Source organism: Sphingomonas sp. NFX23, assembly GCF_049887795.1.
Classification (GTDB): Bacteria; Pseudomonadota; Alphaproteobacteria; order Sphingomonadales; family Sphingomonadaceae; genus Sphingomonas.
The window spans coordinates 156,722-174,965 of record NZ_JAGEKH010000006.1 but is presented as its reverse complement, the minus strand read 5'-3'; the positions used below and the strand labels follow the sequence as shown (position 1 = coordinate 174,965).

General features: G+C 66.6%; 20 protein-coding genes. 10 read left to right on the top strand and 10 right to left on the bottom strand.

Annotated features, from left to right (window positions below; genetic code table 11):
- Positions 1-154: 154 nt before the first annotated feature.
- Positions 155-874, top strand: a complete 720-nt coding sequence (locus J4O76_RS17145; protein WP_107954187.1) for a TerC family protein — start codon at positions 155-157, stop codon at positions 872-874.
- A gap of 115 nt (positions 875-989) precedes the next feature.
- On the opposite strand, the gene J4O76_RS17140 is transcribed toward J4O76_RS17145, so the two are convergent.
- Positions 990-1,703, bottom strand: coding sequence for a dienelactone hydrolase family protein (locus J4O76_RS17140; protein WP_426283062.1), 714 nt, complete (start codon positions 1,701-1,703; stop codon positions 990-992).
- On the bottom strand, positions 1,700-2,212 hold the full coding sequence (locus J4O76_RS17135) for a methylated-DNA--[protein]-cysteine S-methyltransferase (RefSeq protein ID WP_426283061.1): 513 nt from the start codon (positions 2,210-2,212) through the stop codon (positions 1,700-1,702). The genes J4O76_RS17140 and J4O76_RS17135 overlap by 4 nt, the downstream gene beginning before the upstream one ends.
- A 14-nt stretch (positions 2,213-2,226) precedes the next feature.
- Between J4O76_RS17135 and J4O76_RS17130 the strand changes: the two genes are divergently transcribed.
- The 6 genes from J4O76_RS17130 to J4O76_RS17105 are packed head-to-tail and all read left to right on the top strand — an operon-like array spanning position 2,227 to position 7,930.
- Positions 2,227-2,460 (top strand): DUF6489 family protein, encoded by a 234-nt coding sequence (locus J4O76_RS17130; protein ID WP_056053820.1) that lies wholly within the window; start codon positions 2,227-2,229, stop codon positions 2,458-2,460.
- Between the two features lie 7 nt (positions 2,461-2,467).
- Positions 2,468-3,745, top strand: coding sequence for a tRNA uridine-5-carboxymethylaminomethyl(34) synthesis GTPase MnmE (gene mnmE, locus J4O76_RS17125; RefSeq protein WP_426283060.1), 1,278 nt, complete (start codon positions 2,468-2,470; stop codon positions 3,743-3,745).
- A gap of 54 nt (positions 3,746-3,799) precedes the next feature.
- A complete protein-coding gene (gene mnmG / locus J4O76_RS17120) occupies positions 3,800-5,635 on the top strand; it encodes a tRNA uridine-5-carboxymethylaminomethyl(34) synthesis enzyme MnmG (protein ID WP_426283058.1) in 1,836 nt (611 codons plus the stop codon).
- The gene (rsmG, locus tag J4O76_RS17115; protein WP_426283057.1) at positions 5,632-6,252 is read left to right on the top strand and encodes a 16S rRNA (guanine(527)-N(7))-methyltransferase RsmG; all 621 of its coding nucleotides are present in this window, start codon (positions 5,632-5,634) and stop codon (positions 6,250-6,252) included. The genes mnmG and rsmG overlap by 4 nt, the downstream gene beginning before the upstream one ends.
- The gene (locus J4O76_RS17110) at positions 6,249-7,031 is read left to right on the top strand and encodes a ParA family protein (protein WP_056064325.1); all 783 of its coding nucleotides are present in this window, start codon (positions 6,249-6,251) and stop codon (positions 7,029-7,031) included. Before rsmG ends, J4O76_RS17110 begins: the two co-directional genes overlap by 4 nt.
- On the top strand, positions 7,028-7,930 hold the full coding sequence (locus J4O76_RS17105) for a ParB/RepB/Spo0J family partition protein (RefSeq protein WP_426283056.1): 903 nt from the start codon (positions 7,028-7,030) through the stop codon (positions 7,928-7,930). The genes J4O76_RS17110 and J4O76_RS17105 overlap by 4 nt, the downstream gene beginning before the upstream one ends.
- Positions 7,931-8,115: 185 nt before the next feature.
- On the opposite strand, the gene holA is transcribed toward J4O76_RS17105, so the two are convergent.
- Genes holA through J4O76_RS17085 form a run of 4 tightly spaced genes read right to left on the bottom strand, consistent with a single transcriptional unit; the run spans position 8,116 to position 12,689 of the window.
- The gene (gene holA / locus J4O76_RS17100; protein WP_426283055.1) at positions 8,116-9,135 is read right to left on the bottom strand and encodes a DNA polymerase III subunit delta; all 1,020 of its coding nucleotides are present in this window, start codon (positions 9,133-9,135) and stop codon (positions 8,116-8,118) included.
- Complete coding sequence (lptE, locus tag J4O76_RS17095) at positions 9,132-9,662, bottom strand: LPS assembly lipoprotein LptE (RefSeq protein WP_426283054.1); 531 nt, start codon at positions 9,660-9,662, stop codon at positions 9,132-9,134. Before lptE ends, holA begins: the two co-directional genes overlap by 4 nt.
- Positions 9,659-12,247, bottom strand: a complete 2,589-nt coding sequence (gene leuS / locus J4O76_RS17090) for a leucine--tRNA ligase (RefSeq protein WP_426283053.1) — start codon at positions 12,245-12,247, stop codon at positions 9,659-9,661. Before leuS ends, lptE begins: the two co-directional genes overlap by 4 nt.
- A 10-nt stretch (positions 12,248-12,257) precedes the next feature.
- Positions 12,258-12,689, bottom strand: coding sequence for a DUF3576 domain-containing protein (locus tag J4O76_RS17085; protein WP_056053843.1), 432 nt, complete (start codon positions 12,687-12,689; stop codon positions 12,258-12,260).
- A 291-nt stretch (positions 12,690-12,980) separates the two neighbouring features.
- Between J4O76_RS17085 and J4O76_RS17080 the strand changes: the two genes are divergently transcribed.
- Positions 12,981-13,688 (top strand): hypothetical protein, encoded by a 708-nt coding sequence (locus tag J4O76_RS17080; RefSeq protein ID WP_192976718.1) that lies wholly within the window; start codon positions 12,981-12,983, stop codon positions 13,686-13,688.
- Between the two features lie 161 nt (positions 13,689-13,849).
- Here J4O76_RS17080 and J4O76_RS17075 read toward each other — a convergent pair whose 3' ends face one another.
- A complete protein-coding gene (locus J4O76_RS17075) occupies positions 13,850-14,368 on the bottom strand; it encodes a thiamine phosphate synthase (RefSeq protein WP_426283052.1) in 519 nt (172 codons plus the stop codon).
- Positions 14,369-14,390: 22 nt separating this feature from the next.
- Between J4O76_RS17075 and J4O76_RS17070 the strand changes: the two genes are divergently transcribed.
- Entirely contained in the window at positions 14,391-15,065 is a 675-nt protein-coding gene (locus J4O76_RS17070) for a YggS family pyridoxal phosphate-dependent enzyme (protein ID WP_426283051.1), read from the top strand.
- Positions 15,062-15,736: an HAD family hydrolase gene (locus J4O76_RS17065; protein ID WP_426283050.1), complete on the top strand. Its 675-nt coding sequence runs from the start codon at positions 15,062-15,064 to the stop codon at positions 15,734-15,736. The genes J4O76_RS17070 and J4O76_RS17065 overlap by 4 nt, the downstream gene beginning before the upstream one ends.
- A gap of 170 nt (positions 15,737-15,906) precedes the next feature.
- Here the strand turns inward: J4O76_RS17065 and J4O76_RS17060 are convergent, their stop codons facing one another.
- The 3 genes from J4O76_RS17060 to J4O76_RS17050 are packed head-to-tail and all read right to left on the bottom strand — an operon-like array spanning position 15,907 to position 18,241.
- Positions 15,907-16,386 carry a YdcF family protein gene (locus tag J4O76_RS17060; protein ID WP_426283049.1) on the bottom strand — a complete coding sequence of 160 codons (480 nt, stop codon included), beginning with the start codon at positions 16,384-16,386 and terminating at the stop codon, positions 15,907-15,909.
- A gap of 29 nt (positions 16,387-16,415) precedes the next feature.
- Positions 16,416-17,462, bottom strand: coding sequence for a GTP cyclohydrolase II (gene ribA / locus J4O76_RS17055; RefSeq protein WP_426283048.1), 1,047 nt, complete (start codon positions 17,460-17,462; stop codon positions 16,416-16,418).
- Positions 17,459-18,241, bottom strand: a complete 783-nt coding sequence (locus J4O76_RS17050) for an exodeoxyribonuclease III (protein ID WP_426283047.1) — start codon at positions 18,239-18,241, stop codon at positions 17,459-17,461. The genes ribA and J4O76_RS17050 overlap by 4 nt, the downstream gene beginning before the upstream one ends.
- Positions 18,242-18,244 lie beyond the last annotated feature (3 nt).

The following is an 18,244-nucleotide window of genomic DNA, read 5'->3' as shown; positions in this document are numbered from 1 at the left end:
GACATGGGCTTTGCCCATGTCCGGCCAAGCAAACCAAAGCGGCACGCGAGAGCATGGCTTTCGCGTGCCGCTTTGCTATTAATCAATATGAAAACCGCCACGCCGCCCGCGGCGTGGCCCGTCACCGGGAGCTGACATCTTGAGTATCATCGCCATGCTGGCCGCCGCCGCATCGGGAGTAGCCGGACCCGGCTCGCCGCTGGAAATCTGGCAGCATATCGTCGCCGACTTCTCCAACCTCGGCGACCCTAAGGCACTCGCCGCGTTCGGATCGGTCCTGATGATCGACCTCGTCCTCGCGGGCGACAACGCGATCGTCGTCGGCGCACTCGCCGCTGGCCTCCCTGCCGACCAGCGCAAGAAGGTCATCCTGATCGGCATCGGCGCGGCGCTCGTCCTGCGCATCTTCTTCGCGTTGATCGTGACGTGGCTCATGGGCATCGTCGGGCTGATTTTCGCGGGCGGCCTGTTGCTGCTCTGGGTGAGCTGGAAGTTCTGGCGCGAAATTCGCGAGGGCGCGGAGAATGCCGGCTCCGAGGAAATCGAGGGCGACGAGCGTTCGGGTATCCGCTCCTCGAAGGGCTTTGCGAGCGCGGCCTGGGCCGTCGCCGTCGCCGACGTCTCGATGAGCCTCGACAACGTCCTGGCGGTCGCGGGCGCGGCGCGCGAGCATCCCGGCATTCTGGTCATCGGCCTGCTGCTGTCGGTCGCGATGATGGGTCTGGCGGCGAACTACATCGCGCGCGTCATCAACAAGTATCGCTGGATCGCGTATATCGGCCTCGCAGTGATCCTCGTGGTCGCGTTGAAGATGATCTACGAGGGCTGGGTCGGCACTGGCGAGACGCTCGGGATCATCTCGCTGCTGCGCTGATCGCAGTGCGGTTGGGATAAGAAAAAGGCCTCGCCGGGATCGTCCGGCGAGGCCTTTTTTCATGTCTGTCGTCAGCACCCCGTCACCCCGAAACAGGGGGACGGGGAGGGCGTGGTTAGCCTAAATTCTCCGCGAAGAACTTTGCCGTTCGCTCGTCCGCCAGCTTGGCCGACGCATCCGAGCGGCGCTCGCCGAACTCGGTCGCGAAGCCGTGGTCCTCGCCTGCGTAATCGTAGATCGTCACCTTGGGGTGATCGTCGAGACCCGCGTGCATCGCCGCCTGCGCGTCCTTGTCGACGAAGTGATCCTCCTCCGGCACGTGCAGCAGCACCGGGTGTGCGATCGCGTGCTTTTCGCCGAGCAGGCCGTCGATCCCGACGCCGTAATAGCCGACGCTCGCATCTACGTCGGTCCGTGCCGCGGTCATGAACGCCAGGCGCCCGCCGAGGCAGTAGCCGACCACGCCGACCTTGGCGTTCCCAGAATCATTGGCACCGAGTTCGCTGCGGACGGCGCGGATGCTCGCCTCGATATCGGCGATACCCTTGTCCTGGTCGAACTGGCCCATCAGTTCGAGCGCACGATCGAACTCGGGCTTGATGTCCGGATCGAGTTCGATGCCAGGCTCGAGCCGCCAGAACAGGTCGGGGGCGATCGCGAGATAGCCGGCCTCGGCGAGCGTATCGCACTTGCGGCGAATGCCGGCGTTCACGCCGAAGATCTCCTGGATCACGACGATCGCCGCTTTCGGCGTGCCTGCCGGAGTCGCGCGATACGCGGTGAATTCGCCATCGCCCGCGAGTGCGGCGATCTTGGTAGTGTTCGTCATAACAGTCCTCCTGGCGGCCGCTCATGGTCGAGCAGCCGGGATTTGGTGATCGGGCCTTCCCCCGCGGAGTACGCACCAAGCGCTCCGCAGGCTCCAAGGATTCGGTGGCAGGGGACGATGATCGGAAAAGGATTGCGTGCGCACGCCTGGCCGATCGCGCGCGGGCTTGAGCCGATCGCCTTGGCAAGCGCGCCGTAGCTGGCCGTGGTGCCGTAGGCGATGTCAACGATCGCCTGGCGAAGGTCGGCACCGCGCGGGGTAGGGGAGAGCGCGAGGGGCAGATCGAACACGGTCAGCCGTCCGGCGAAATACGCGTCGATCTGGCGGAGTGCTTCCAGGATCGCGGGGGCGTCGCTGGTCGAACCATCCTCCACGCCGATATCGATCGCGTCGATCCGGTCCCCGGCGCCGGTCACGCGGACCAGACCGATAGGCGTTGCGATCGAGGCGGCATCGCGCGCATACATTCCCCCGCTATGCAGCGCCGCGATGGACCGCTCAAGCGTCATCGAGGGTGCGTCACATGAAGATGAATATCGAGATCGAATGCACGCCCGAGGAAGCGCGCCGCGCGGTCGGGCTGCCCGACCTGACGCCGATCCACGACCGCTATATCGCGATGATGATGGAGGCGATCCCGGACGGCCAGATGAAGCCGGAAATGCTCGAGTCGATGATGCGTGGTTGGCAGCCGATGGGCGAGGCGGGGATGGCGATGTGGAAGCGCCTGTTCGACAGCGCGACGAAAAGCGGCTGAGTTTCACGTGAAGACGATTTTCGCGGTATCGAGCGGACGGCCGCCAGCGGCGATCGCCGTTGTTCGGGTGAGCGGGCCTCAGGCGTTTGCCGCGGCCGAGGCGCTCGCGGGACCATTGCCGGTGCCGCGCCATGCCAGCCTCCGGGGACTGCGGGACACCGATGGGGCGTTGCTAGACCGCGCGCTGGTCATCGTGTTTCCGGGACCCGCGACGGCGACCGGCGAAGACCTGGTAGAGTTTCATTGCCACGGTGGTCGCGCAGTGATCGCGGCGGTCGAGCGTGCGTTGTCGGTTATGCCCGGCCTACGTCATGCCGAACCCGGCGAGTTCACGCGTCGTGCGTTGACCAATGGCCGCATCGACCTGACCGAGGCGGAGGGGCTCGCCGACCTTCTCGAAGCCGAGACGGAGAGCCAGCGTGTCGCGGCGATGACGGCGGCGGAGGGGCAGGTGAGCCGGGCCGTCCGCGGCTGGATGGACTCGGTCGCGATGCTGTCTGCGCGGATCGAGGCGATGCTCGACTTCGCCGACGAGGACGACGTCGCGAGCGATACCGCGGCGTTCGACGCGATCGTCTCGGAGATCGATACGCTCGCCGCGCAGATCGAGGCGGTGGTCGACGCCCCGCCGGTCGAGCGGCTCAAGGACGGGCTGCGCGTGGTCATCGGCGGTCCGCCGAATAGCGGCAAGTCGACGTTGCTCAACCTGCTCGGCGAGCGGGACGCGGCGATCGTCTCGCCCATCTCGGGAACGACGCGTGACCGTATCGACGTGCCAGTTACGCGGAACGGTGTCGCCTATGTGCTGACCGACACCGCGGGCTTGATCGACACGCTCGACCCGATCGAGGCGATCGGTGTCACGCGGGCGGAAGGTGCGCTCGCTGCGGCGGACATCGTGATGTGGCTGGCCGATACCGCGCCGCCCCGCGCCGATGCGATCTGGATTCATGCGCGCGCCGATCTGCCGGGACGGGGAGAGTTGCCGTCTGGCCGGACATTGTCGGTCTCGCAAAACGACCTGGGATCGCTCGATTCACTGTGGGATGAACTGCATCGGCGAGCGATTGCGATGCTGCCGCGTGGTGATGAGATCACATTGAGGCAGCATCAGCGTCGGCAGTGTGCTGCGGCGGTCGAGGCTCTTCGGTATCGAAGCTCGGATGCGCTTATCGTCGCGGAACACCTTCGACAGGCTCGCGCGATTCTTGCCGGCGTACTTGGGCTCGATGCGACCGGGGAAATGCTTGATGCGCTGTTCGGACGTTTTTGCATCGGCAAGTGATGTTCCACGTGGAACATCTTTGACGCGTCGGTCGCGGCGTTCTACGGCCGTGACATGTTCGATGTAGTGGTGGTTGGCGGTGGCCATGCCGGAACCGAAGCCGCAGCCGCGGCGGCGCGGAGGGGCGCGCGTACCGCGCTCGTGTCGTTCGACGCTGCGCATATTGGCGCGATGTCGTGCAATCCGGCGATCGGTGGGCTCGGCAAGGGGCACATGGTTCGCGAGGTCGATGCGTTCGACGGGCTGATCGGTCGTGCTGCCGATGCGGCTGCGATCCATTATCGGATGCTCAATCGGAGCAAGGGTTCGGCGGTGCAGGGGCCTCGGATCCAGGCCGATCGGCGTCTCTATTCCGGTGCGATCCAGGCGATGCTTGCGGCCACGGAAGGGCTGTCGATCGTCGAGGGCGAGGTGACGGCGTTGCATTTCGACGGCGATCGCGTGGCGGGTGTCGTGCTGGCGGATGGCGCGATCGTGGCGGCGCGAGCGGTCGTGTTGGCGACCGGCACGTTCCTGGGCGGACGGATCTTCCGGGGTGACGATCGCGAGGAAGGGGGGCGGATTGGCGAGCGGGCGGCCAAGCCACTTGCGGACCAGTTGCGCGCGCGGGACCTGCCGATGGCGCGGCTCAAGACCGGGACACCACCCCGTCTCGATGGTCGCACGATCGACTGGGGCGCACTCGCCGAACAGCCGTCGGACCTCGATCCGTGGACGATGTCGCCAATGACTAGTTCGCGGCCGCTTCCGCAGATCGCGTGCGCCATCACGCGGACGACTGATCGGACTCATGCGATCATCCGCGAGGCGTTCCACCGGTCGCCGCTGTTCACCGGTGCGATCGAGGCGGCGGGGCCGCGTTACTGTCCGTCGATCGAGGACAAGGTGCATCGGTTCGGCGACCGTGACGGGCACCAGGTTTTTCTCGAACCCGAGGGGCTCGACGATGCGACGGTCTATCCCAATGGGCTATCGACGTCGCTGCCGGTCGAGGTCCAGGCGGCGATGTTGGCCAGCATTCCGGGGCTCGAGCGCGTGACGATGACGATGCCGGGTTACGCGGTCGAGTATGATTATATCGATCCGCGAGCGCTTGATACGCGGCTTGCGCTCGGTGCTATCGAGGGCGTGTTCTGCGCGGGGCAGATCAATGGCACGACGGGGTATGAGGAAGCGGCCGGGCAGGGGCTCGTTGCCGGGCTGAATGCCGCGGCGTACGCATGCGACCTAGCGCCGGTGATCCTCGATCGCGCGTCAAGCTATCTTGGGGTGATGATCGACGACCTCACGCTGCAAGGCGTGACCGAGCCGTATCGGATGCTGACGGCGCGGGCGGAGTTCCGGTTGTCGTTGCGCGCGGATAATGCCGAAACGCGGCTGGGTGGGATTGCGGAGGCGGCTGGGTGTCTTGGACCTGAGCGGTTGACGCATCAGCATGCGCTGGCCGAGGATCGTGCTCGTCTCCGCTCGGCACTCGACTGCGAGCGGACGGCAACCGAGGTTGCCGATCAGGGTGTTGCGATCGGTCGGGATGGTGCGCGGCGGACTGCGTTCGACTGGCTTCGGTTCGAGGGGGTAACGCTCGCGCATGTCGCGCCGGACGCGGCGACGGGCATCCCGGCGGCGGTCGTTGACGAAGTGTTAGAGGACGCGCGCTACGCTCCGTATATCGAGCGGCAGGCGCAGGAGGTCGCGCGGTTGCGGGCCGACGAGGCGATCCGTTTGCCGGAGGACCTTGCCTATGACCGCGTGCCTGGGCTGTCGAACGAGATGATCGATCGCCTGAGCGCTGCGCGGCCGACCTCGCTGGCGGCGGCGGCGCGAGTGCGAGGGATCACCCCGGCGGCGTTGTCCGCGGTATTATTGCATACGAAACGAGTGCCAGCATGACCGAAGACGATGCACAGAGCTGGACGATCGAGCGGTTCGGGGCGGCAGCGACCGAGCGCTTGAACGCGTTCGTGGCGATGGTCGTCGAGGAAGCGCCGCATCAGAATCTAATCGCGCCGTCGACGATCCCGACGATCTGGGATCGGCACGTTGTGGATTCGCTCCAGTTGGTTGCGCTTGCGGGGGCGGATACGTCGGCGAAGCGTTGGCTCGATATCGGCACCGGCGGGGGGTTTCCCGGTATGGTCGTCGCGCTGGTTCGCGAGGGGCCGGTCGATCTGGTGGAGCCCCGGCGCCGGCGCGCGGACTTCCTCCAGCTGTGTGTCGCTCGGCTCGGGCTCGGAGAACAGGTCCGCGTTCACGCCTCGAAAGTCGAGAATGCGACTGCTGACGCGTCGATCATTTCCGCTCGGGCGGTCGCGTCGTTGCAAAACCTTTTGCGTGGCGCGGCGCACTGCGCCACAACGGAGACGCGGTGGTTGCTTCCTCGGGGGCGTTTCGACGAGGAGGAGCTGGCCGCGCTCAAGCAGCATTGGCGGTTTATGTTCCACGTGGAACAAAGCGTCACGAACCCGGAGTCGTCGATCGTGGTTCTGGATCGGGTAAGCGCGCGATGATCACCATCGCGGTCGCCAATCAAAAGGGCGGGGTGGGCAAGACCACCAGCGCCATCAACCTCGCGACCGCGCTCGCGGCAACGGGGATGCGCGTGCTGCTGGTCGATCTCGATCCGCAGGGCAACGCGTCGACCGGGCTGGGCATCGGGCATTCGCAGCGTGAGAGGTCGAGCTACGACGTGTTGGTCGGCGAGACGTCGATCGAGGATGCGGTGGTGCATACGCGCGTACCACGGCTCGATATCGTCCCGGCGACGGTAGACCTGTCGGGCGCGGAGATCGAGCTGGTCGATTTCGACGCGCGCACGCACCGGCTCGATCGCGCGGTGAAGGCGGCTCAGGGGCCGTGGGATATCGCGCTGATCGATTGCCCGCCATCGCTGGGGCTGCTGACGATCAATGCGATGGTCGCGGCCGACTCGCTGCTCGTGCCGCTGCAATGCGAGTTTTTCGCGCTTGAGGGGTTGTCGCAGTTGTTGAGTACGGTCGAGCGGATCCGCCAGCGGTTCAATCCTGGGCTGTCGATCCTTGGGGTTGCGCTGACGATGTTCGATCGGCGGAACCGGCTAACGGATCAGGTCTCGGCGGACGTTCGCGCGGTTCTCGGCAAAGTGGTGTTCGAGACGGTGATCCCGCGCAACGTGCGGCTGTCCGAGGCGCCGAGCCACGGATTGCCGGCCCTGATCTACGACCATCGGTGTTCGGGGTCGCAGGCGTATATAGCGCTCGCCCGCGAACTTATCGGGCGGCTTCCGGCAACTGCGCAGGTTGCGGCATGAGCGACGGTAACAAACGTGGTCGCCCGGGGTTGGGCAGGGGTCTCAACGCGCTGCTCGGCGAGATGGCGCGAGAGACGCCGGTGTCGGCCGATGGCGCGGCGCAGCAATCGTCGGGTGTGCGGATGCTGCCGGTCAGTTCGCTGTCGCCGCATCCCGATCAGCCGCGGCGGCATTTCGACGAGGCGATGCTCGACGAGTTGGCCGCGTCGATCGCGTCGCGCGGATTGATCCAGCCGATCGTGGTGCGGCCGCATGGGCATGACTATCAGATCGTCGCGGGCGAGCGGCGTTGGCGGGCCGCCCAGCGCGCACGGCTACACGAGGTGCCGGTCGTCGTCCGCGACTTCGACGATGCCGAGACGCTCGAGATCGCGCTGATCGAGAACATCCAGCGCGAGGATCTCAACGCGATCGAAGAGGCTCAAGCGTATCAGCGGTTGGCGGGCGAGTATGGCCACACGCAGGAGGTGCTCGCCAAGATCGTCCACAAGTCGCGCAGTCATGTAGCGAACCTGCTGCGGCTGCTGGAGCTGCCTGCGCAGGTGCAGTCGCAGGTGGTCGATGGATCGCTGTCGATGGGGCATGCTAGGGCGTTGCTGGGGTCGCCCGATGTGGAGTCGCTGGCGGACCAGGTCGTCTCGCGGGGGCTGTCGGTGCGCGAGACCGAGAAGCTGGCGCGCGATGCGAAGCCTGGGCGGAACCGTGGCGGCGGTGGTGGTTCGTCCGAGCCTCGGGTGCCGGATGCGGATATCGCTGCGTTGGAGCGGCAGTTGGCGGATCTGCTGGGGTTGCAGGTGCGGGTGGCGCATACCGAGACTGGGGGGACGTTGACGTTGAGTTACTCGACGTTGGACCAGCTAGATATGGTGTGTCAGCGGTTGACGGGTGGGGCGATCTGAGTGGCGACGGATCTCAACCCCGTTCGTCCTGAGTAGCCGTCGAGTAGCGGCATCGCCGCGTATCGAGATGGCGTATCGAAGGACGGGTTGGCGCGCGGAACCCATGCTTCGATACGAGCCCTCGATACGCTCCTGACGGAGCTACTCGGTCTCTACTCAGCACGAACGGGGAGGGGGCAGATGCGTTAGTTCCGCCGTGCGATCGCTTGCGATAGCGCCACCACCGCTGCCTCCGCCACCACACCGCCAGCATTCCCCGACGCCATGATCGCGCGCTCGGCGGTCCGGACGCGCTGGATTGCGGTGGCGAGCATTACCGGTGACCAGCGGCGCAAGGACCGCGCGGTGCTGGCCTCTTCCTTGAAGAACACCCTGTGGCGTTTCATCACTGCGTCGACTGCTTCGCCGCGGTCGATTTCGCCACGCATGTCGGCGAGAGCGATCAGGCGGCGGACGAGTTGGCGGAGCCAGGGGATCGGCGACGTGCCCGCTTCTTCGAGCACGGCGAGTTCGGCACCGAGATCGTCGACCCGGCCTTCGATGACGGCATTGATCGCACGGCTCATTTCCGCATCGCCGAGGTCTGCGCCGACCGCATCGAGTGCGTGGTGATCGAGGTCCGCAGGCCGATCGGGCGCGGCGTCGAGGTAGAGTGCGAGCTTCTCGATCTCGCGCGAAATGACGGCGCGGTCGCCTCCGGTCGTATCGACCAGGCGGCGGGCGACGCCGGGGGCGGGGCGGAGGCCGTTCTCGTTGGCGATCGTCGTCGCAAGGCGCTCGGCGTCCTGCGCGGTCGGGGCGTAGCAGGCGAACGCCAACGCGCGTGGGGAGTCGATCGCGAGCTTGACGATTTTGGCGTTGGATTTGACGGTCGGAGCGATCGCGACGACGGGGTTGCCGACGCGTTCGGCCGCCAAGAGGTTGGTGAAGGCTTCGAGGCTTTCCTCGCCGGCCGACGCGACGCGGACGAACCTTGCGCCTGCAAACAGCGACAGCGACGCGGCTTCGTCGGTCAGCCGGCCGGGGTCGCTCTTGAGCGTCGAGCCGTCGAGATCGACGCGTTCGGCGTCCGCGCCCATCGCCTTTGCCAGCACGCGGGCGAGGTCGCTTGCGCCGGCCTCGTCGGGGCCGTGGAGCAGGTACAGGCGGATGTCACCGCCCGGTTTGGCCAGCGCACCGCGGATCTGGCCGGCGCTGGCCTTCACTTTGCGGGCGTGGTGGCCTGCGCCGCGGCGACCGCAGGCGTGTTGCGCGCATACAGGGCGACACGCGCGACGATCTGGTCGGCGACGATCTGCGACAGGCGTTCGAGCGCGGTGTTCTCGGCGGCGATCGTTGCATATTCCGAGCGGACGACGTCGATGCCCGCGTCGGAGCCCGCGGTCGCGTCGAGCAGCACCGAATTGTCGCCGATCCGGACGAGTTGATAGCGTGCGCGCAACGTGCGGCGTTCGCGCGAGACACTGTCGTCGGTGCGCACGCCGAGGCCGCTGATCGTGTCGTCGAGGCGGATGTCGATCCGGTAGAGCGCCGGTGCGCCGTTCGAGGGCAGGCGATCGCGCAGCGCGGTGGCCATGAGCCAGCCGTTCTTGCCCGCGATCGGCGCGATCTCAACCTGGCCGAGCGCACCCGCGACCGGACCGCTGCTGCCGCCGGCATAGAGCGGGTGCAGGCCGCAGCCGGACAGTGCGGGGGCCAGCACGAGTGCGCTAAGGATCGCTAGGCGCTTCATGCGACGATGTTCACGAGACGGTCGGGCACGACGATCACTTTCCGGGGCGGCTTGCCCTCGAGCAGGCGGACGATCTTTTCGGAGGCGAGCGCGGCGGCTTCGACCTCGTCCTTCGGCGCGCCCTTGGGGAAGACGAGAGTGTCGCGGAGCTTGCCGTTGACCTGCACCGCAATGGTCACCTCGTCGTCGACCAGCATCGCCGGATCGACGATCGGCCAGGCGGCGTCGGCGATCAGGCCGTCATTGCCCGCAGTCGCCCAGGCTTCTTCGGCGACGTGCGGAACCATCGGGCTGACGAGCAGCAGCAGCGTGCGGATCGCCTGTTCGCGGTCTGCGGAGGGCGCCGCCTTCTCGATCGCGCTGCATAGGGAATAGAGTCGTGCGACCGCCTTGTTGAACTGCAAGGCGTTGATATCGCTCTCGATACCGACGGTCGTGCGGTGGCAGAGTTTGCGCAAGGCGATGTCGTCGCCCTCGGCCTTGGCTGCGTCGTCGGACTCGATCAGGCGCCAGAGACGCTGGACGAACCGCCACGCGCCTTCGATGCCGGACTCGCTCCAAGGTAGATCGCGTTCGGGCGGCGAGTCGGAGAGCACGAACCAGCGCACCGCGTCGGCGCCATACTGGTCGACGATCGGCTCGGGATCGACGGTGTTCTTCTTCGACTTCGACATCTTCGTCACACGACCGACCGTGACGGGGCCTCCGGTCGCGATCTCGATATACCCCGCATCGGTCTTGCGGACTTCGTCGGGAGACAGCCACTTCGTCTTCACCGGCGCGTCGCTCGAATCGTCGTCGTCGGTGTCGGTCTCCGGCTGCGCGTCGCCGGCGTCGCCTCGGCTATACGTCTCGTGCGTGACCATACCTTGGGTGAACAGCCCGGCGAACGGCTCGGCGATGTCGAGCATGCCAATGTGCTTCAGCGCGCGCGTCCAGAACCGCGCGTAGAGCAGATGCAGGATCGCGTGCTCGACGCCGCCGATATACTGGTTGACCGGCAGCCACTTCTCCGCGCCCGTCCGGTCGAACGGTTTCGCGTCCGGCTGGCTGGCGAAGCGGATGAAATACCACGACGAATCGACGAACGTGTCGAGCGTATCGGTCTCGCGCCGCGCGTTCGCACCGCAGGACGGGCAGGGGACGTGCTTCCAGGTCGGATGGCGATCGAGCGGGTTGCCGGGGATGTCGAAGCTGACGTCCTCGGGCAGCACGATCGGCAGCTGGTCCTTGGGCACCGGCACTGCGCCGCATGCGTCGCAGTGGATGATCGGGATCGGTGTGCCCCAGTAACGCTGGCGGCTGACGCCCCAGTCGCGCAGGCGGAACACGGTCGTGCCCTTGCCCCAGCCTTCGCCCTCGGCGCGTTCGATCACGACGCGCTTGGCGTCCTCAATGTCGAGCCCATCGAGGAAGTGCGAGTTCACGATAGTGCCGGCGCCGGTCCAGGCGGTGTCGCCGACGAACACGGGGGCTTCGTCATCGCCTTCGCTGACGACGCGCTTGACGGGTAGGTCGTATTTGCGCGCGAAATCGAGATCGCGCTGGTCATGCGCGGGGACGCCGAACACAGCGCCGGTGCCGTATTCCATCAGCACGAAGTTCGCGATGTAGACGGGGAGGTGCCACGTCTTGTCGAGCGGATGCACCGCGCGGATGCCGGTGTCGAAGCCGAGCTTTTCCTGTGTATCGAGTTCGGCCGCGGTGGTGCCGCCACGCTTGCAGAGTTCGATGAAGGCTGCGGCGTCGGGGTTCGTCTCGGCGATGGCGCGCGCGATCGGGTGATCGGCGGCGACTGCGACGAAGCTGGAGCCGAACATCGTGTCGGGACGGGTGGTGAAGACCTCGACCGAGCCGATGTCGGTCGCGTTGCCCGCCAGCGCGAACTTGAACTGCAGGCCCTGGCTGCGGCCGATCCAGTTTTCCTGCATGAGCTTGACCTTGTCGGGCCAGTGCTCGAGCGCGCCCAACCCGTCGACCAGTTCGTCGGCGAAGTCGGTGATCTTCAGGAACCACTGCGACAGTTTCCGCCGCTCGACCAGCGCGCCCGAGCGCCAGCCGCGACCGTCGATCACCTGCTCGTTGGCGAGCACGGTCATGTCGACCGGATCCCAGTTTACCGCCGATTCCTTGCGGTACACGAGCCCCGCCGCGAACAGGTCGAGGAACAGCGCCTGCTCGTGGCCGTAATAGTCTGGCTCGCAGGTCGCCAGTTCGCGCGTCCAGTCGAGCGCGAAGCCCAGGCGCTTCAGCTGCGCCTTCATCGTTGCGATGTTGGCACGCGTCCAGGTGCCCGGATGCACGCCCTTTTCCATCGCTGCGTTTTCGGCGGGCATGCCAAACGCGTCCCAGCCCATCGGATGGAGCACTTCCATGCCCTTCATCCGACGGAACCGCGCGAGCACGTCGCCCATCGTGTAGTTCCGGACGTGCCCCATGTGGATGCGCCCCGACGGATAGGGGAACATCTCGAGGACGTACGAGCGCGGCTTGGTCGACAGGTCGTCCGCGGCGAACGTCTTGCGCTCGTCCCAGACCTTCTGCCACGCCGCGTCCGCCTTCAACGCATTGAAACGCGACGCCATTATGTCGTCCTCAGCCCGCGATCGAGGCGCGGCGCAGGTCGCGGGCCTTGGTCAGGATGATGTCCTCGAGCTTCTGCGTGGTCGCGGCCTGGACCGGTGACGACACCCACTGGCCGTTGCGATTGACTTCGCGGAGGGCCGCAACGCGCAGCGCATCGGCGCGCAGATCCTGGTCGAGGATCGAGACGGTGACCTTCATGCGCTCGGTCGGGGTCTGCGGATTGATGTACCAGTCGGTGACGATCACGCCGCCGTTGGAATCGGTCTGGAGCAACGGCATGAAGCCGAGCGTGTCGAGGCTCGCGCGCCATAGATAGCTGTTCACGCCGATCGTCGTGATCTTCGACGCGGCGAGATCCGCCTTGGGACGCGCCGATCCGCCGCCGCAAGCGACGAGAGGCAGGGCAAACAGCACGACTGCGATACGCGAGCGGCGGAACATGGGCATCATCCTGGCAAGAAAATCAGCCCTTGCTCTACAGGCGAGCCCGCGCGCCCGCAAGCAGACGCCGGCGTGCGCGACGAGCGTATGCGCGGGGGGCTGCGTCGACTGGGAGAGCAACCGATCCGGTAGCGCTATCGCGGCGATCTGTGTGCTGATTGCAACACTGTCCGACAATTCGGCGACGAAGGGTGGGAATGGGCGGTTCTGCGGCCTTTGCTGTGGATCAATTCATGTTAGATGCGGTTTAACAGGATCCGATTACGGGATTCGAAGGACAGATTCGTTGTGATGACGCGTGGGGGAATAGTTGGGGTGGTTGCCGGGGCGCTTGTCGCCACCGCCGCAATCGTCGCGCCTGCCTTCGGCGCCAGCGAACAGCCCGCCCGGATCGCCAAGCATAACGTCGCCGCGGTTCGCGGTATCGGATCGTTTACCCCGGCCGCCGCCGACCCCCGCCTTGCCGCGATGTTCGCGCGCGGTGGCTTCGACGCCGGCAGCTTCAAGTTCACGCCCGCCGAGACGCGCCAGGATAACCGCGCTGTGACCGTTGCGGTCCGTGCGCAGACCAACCGCGGTGTCGCGAACACGGCCAGCCTCGCTTCGACCACGCCGACCGTCGGTATTGCGCCGATCGCCTACAACCTCGGCATGTCGGTCGGCTGGAAGCGGTTCGCGATCTCGGGTGACGTGAACAAGCTCGATCTCGGCGTGATGCCGGGTGGGCGCGAGGCGGCTGACCTTGCGGTGAGCTATAGCGCCAAGCGCTTCAGCGGCACGGTGAAGGCTGCGGCGGATCGCCCGCTGTCGAGCGCGCCGCGCCTCGTCGAGGACGCGCCGAGCTATTCGGTCGATCTTGGCGGGTCCTACGCGTTGACGCGTAGCCTCGCGGTGACGGCTGGCGTGCGGTATCGGTCGGACCGCGAGCGCTTCGTGAAGGTCGATGACGACCGTCGTGACAGCCAAGCCGTGTATCTGGGCACCGCCTTCCGCTTCTAAGCGTCCAGTAAAGTGGTACTTTGCTGGAGTTTCTGAACGGTCGGGGGACCTTGCTAGGGTATTCTTCGATACGGGTGACGTGGGCCCCAGTGTGAGATCCCAGCTTTCGCTGGGATGACGGGGGTTGGGTAAGCGACGGGGTGTTCGTTCTCGCTTAGCACCTAACGGATCCAGGCATCGATCGCGGCCCAGCCGTGGAAGCCGAAACGCTGGATGCGCCGCCAGTGCGACTCGGTCATTCCGCCTAGCGCGATCATTGGTATCCCCAGTCCTCTTCCGATTCGCATCGCCCGCGCTGGACCGATCCCCGCCGCGCCGTCGTGCGACCGGGTGGGATGAACCGGCGAAACGAACAGGGCATCAGCCCCGGCGCGCTTGCCAGCTAAGGCTTCGCTTCTCGAGTGCGCTGGCCAGGTTCTGATCCCGTGAGTCTGTGCCCGACCATGCACGCCGGCGGCCGCGATCACAGGCTTTCCCCCCACCACAACGACTAGCCGCCGTGCTTGGGCGACGTGCTTGACCCGCCGCAGCAATACCCGCCGTTCTCGCTCGGCCGTGGCATAATGCCGAAACACCACCCCTGATCCGGGCGGCAACCGCCTGAGCGCACGCCACAAGGCGTCGCCCATCCGCTCGTCGGTCATCAGCCAGCGCGCGGGAATGGGGTTACGACGGGCCACGCCGCTGCCTATAGCGCGCCGCATGATTGCTGACGACACCACCAAATTGCAGGCTATCCGCAGCCGGATCGCCAAGGCCGCCGAGATTGCGGATCGCCGCGCGGACGACGTGACGCTGATCGCGGTCTCCAAGACGCATCCGGTCGAGGCGATCGAACCGCTGCTCGTCGAAGGCCAGCGCGTGTTCGGCGAGAACCGCGTGCAGGAAGCGTCCGAGAAATGGCCGGCGTTGCGTGAGGCCTATCCCGACGTCGAACTGCACCTGATAGGCCAGCTCCAGTCGAACAAGGCGGCCGAGGCGGTGGCGTTGTTCGACTGCATCCATGCGGTCGATCGCCCGTCGCTGGTCACCGCGCTGGGGAAGGCGATGGACGCGAGCGATCGTCGGCCGGACTGTTTCCTTCAGGTCAACATCGGCGACGAGCCGCAAAAGGGTGGCTGCGCGATCGCCGACCTGCCGGCGCTGGTAGAACAGGCGCGCGCCGCCGGCCTGCCGATCGCCGGGCTGATGTGCCTGCCGCCTGCGGACATCGAGCCGGCGCCGTATTTCGCGCTGCTGGCCAAACTCGCGCGCGATCACGGGTTGACCGGCCTCAGCATGGGCATGTCCGACGATTTCGAGACCGCGGTGACGATCGGCGCGACTCATGTCCGGATCGGCAGCGCGTTGTTCGGCGCGCGGGGGACGGGCGCATGAGCATACCGGTTCGGTTCGACGCGCTGCTGTTCGACTTTGACGGCGTGCTGATCGACAGCGAAGCCGTCGGCAACCGCCACATCGCGGAATGGCTGACCGCTGCGGGGCACCCGACCAGCGCCGAAGATTCGATGGCGAACTTCATGGGGCTCGCCGGGCCGCAGTTCATCGACGCAGTCGAGCGCTGGATCGGGAGGCCGCTCACCGAAGACTTCTACGCCGCGCGGAAGGCCGAGGACGAGCGCGTGATGGCGGCCGGCGTCGACGCGATTGAGGGCGCAGTGGCGTTCGTCCGCTCGCTCCCGGCCGACTTGCCCAAGGCTATCGTCTCGTCGAGCCCGGTTTCGTGGATCGCGCGGCATCTGGAGCATATCGGCCTGCGCGATGCGTTCGGCGATCATCTCTATAGCGGGCGGGAGCATGTGACGAACGGCAAGCCGGCACCTGATCTGTATCTGTTCGGGGCGCGGCAGTTGGGCGTCGATATCGCGCGGACGGTGATCCTGGAGGATTCGCCTGTGGGGGCGACTGGGGCGGTGGCTTCGGGGGGCTATGTTATCGGCTTGTCGGCGGGGTCGCATTGCAATGCCGAGCATGGTGCGCGGTTGAAGGCGATCGGTGTTGATGCGCTGGCGGAGAGTTTCGACGACGTGGCGCGTCTTCTGGCCTAGCCCCGAAAGGTGCAGGCTCCCCTCCCTGAAAGGGAGGGGATGGGGGTGGGTAGGGCGGCTTGAGCCACCAGCGTTCGATTATGCGGAAGCCGACCCACCCCCGACCCCTCCCTTCCAGGGAGGGGGGAAGATTCGTGATACGTCGATTTCAATCCTGCGCGCGCAGGCAGTCAGCCCCGCTTGCGTCGCCAGATCGCACCGATCCCCGCGACCAGATCATACGGAATCGCCGCCGCCTCGCGCGTCCGCATCTTGAGCTGGTACCGCCGGCTCCCGCCATGCGGCACGTGGATCGCGCTCGCGGGCATGCCGAGCATCGCGAACAGCATCCGGATGCGCGGCTGATGATAGCCGTCGGTGCAGATCATGCACTGCGCATACTCGCCCGCGCGCGCGAAGGCGGTCGCGGCGACGACGCTTTGCAACGTGTCTACGCTGGCCTCGTCGAGATGGATTCGCGACCGATCGACTGTCTCGGCCAGCACATCCCCCATCACCGACGCCTCGGATGGCCCGTGCGTGCCCTTCGCGCCTGAGCAGAACAGGTCCGCATCGACGTATCGCGCCGCCGCCGCCGCTGCGAACGCGATGCGGCGGGCGAGGGTGGGGCTTGGGCTGCCATCGGGACGAACGGCCGCGCCGAACACCACGATCAGGCGGCGTGAGGGAGGTATCTCGGTCAGAACTGGTGGCCCGTGCGGTCGCGCTTGGTCGCGAGATACTGCGCATTGTGCGGGTTGGACGGCAGGAAATGCGGCACGCGTTCGATCACCGTCACGCCCGCCGCTTCGAGCCCGGCGACCTTGGCGGGGTTGTTGGTCAGCAACCGTATTTCGCGTTGGCCGAGCAGCGTCAGCATCCGCGCCGCCACCCCGAAATCGCGCGCATCGACTGCGAACCCGAGCCGCGTGTTCGCGTCGACCGTGTCGAAGCCCTGGTCTTGCAACGCATACGCACGCAGCTTGTTGACCAGGCCGATGCCGCGACCTTCCTGCCGCAGATACAGCAGGATACCCCAGCCGCCATCCTGGATCGCATGGATCGCGGCGTGCAACTGCGGCCCGCAGTCGCATTTGAGGCTGCCGAGCACGTCGCCCGTCAGGCACTCGCTGTGGAGGCGGACCAGCGGCGGCTGGCCGTTGGGCTGGCCGATCAGCAGCGCGATATGCTCGTCCGCGCTTTCGGGGCTGCGGAACGCTACGATTTCCGCATCCTCCGCGCCTTCTACTGGAAGCCGCGCGCGTGCCGCGAGTGTCAGTCGGTTTGCATCCTCGTGCGCGTCGATGTCTGCGCGGGCGATGCGGACCTCGGGTTCGCCCGTGCCGAGGAAGAACGCCGGCAGCAATCCCGCGATTCGGGCAAGGCGCAAGGCAGCTGCCGCCGCGTCCGGATCGGCGAGCGGGAGCGTCTGGAACGGACCCTTGAGGGGGGTGGCCAAGTCGAATTGCGGATCGGCCAGCGCGGTCGCGGCGGCGAAGTCGATCCAGGGGGCGCGATCGACGAGCACGGGCTCGGTCGAATCCGCGGCCGGGAGCTGGTTCGCGAGCTTCAACGTTGCCGCGCGACCCGACGAGATCAGGACGCCGCCATTCGCGTCGGGATCGAACGCCGCCAGACGATCCGCGTCCGCCGTCTCGACCGCGAGCAGCACTAGCCCGTCGATCGCGATCGGCCAGCCGCGCCTGAGCGCATCGACCGCGCGGGCGGCGGCGCGGGGATTGGTCAAAACGCGAACTCGGTCATGATCGGGACGTGGTCGGACGGCTTGAGCCAGCTTCGGCAGCGTTCGTAGACGTGGTGCGATACCGCGGCTTCGGCGGCGGCACCGGTCGCCCACATATGATCGAGCCGGCGGCCACGGTCCGACGCCGCCCAATCCTTCGCGCGGTAGCTCCACCATGTGAACAGGCGGGCGGGGGCGGGGTGGAAATGGCGGCCGAGATCGACCCAGTCGCCGGCCGCCTGCAACTTGCCCAGCGCCTCGACCTCCACGGGGGTGTGGCTGACGACGTCGAGCAACTGCTTGTGGCTCCAGACGTCGGATTCGAGTGGGGCGATGTTGAAGTCGCCTACAAGGATGGTGGGGCCGGGGAGGGTTTCCGACCAGGTCGTCATGCGCTCGATGAAGTCGAGCTTCTGCCCGAACTTGGGGTTCACCTCGCGATTGGGGACGTCGCCGCCGGCGGGGACGTAGACGTTCTCGAGCCGTACGCCGTTCTCCAGCCGGACGCCGATGTGGCGCGCCTCGCTGTTCGCCTGCCAGTCGAAGCGGTCGTCCTCGACGATCGGGACTCGGCTCAGGATCGCGACGCCGTGGTGCATGCGCTGGCCGTGCAGGACGATGTGCTCGTAACCAAGCGCGCGGAACGCCGCCAACGGGAAGTCGCCGTCGATCACCTTGGTCTCCTGCAGGCACAGGATGTCGGGCTGCTCGTCGCGCAGAAACTGTTCGACGATGGCGATCCGGAAACGGACCGAGTTGATGTTCCAGGAGACGATCTTCACCGG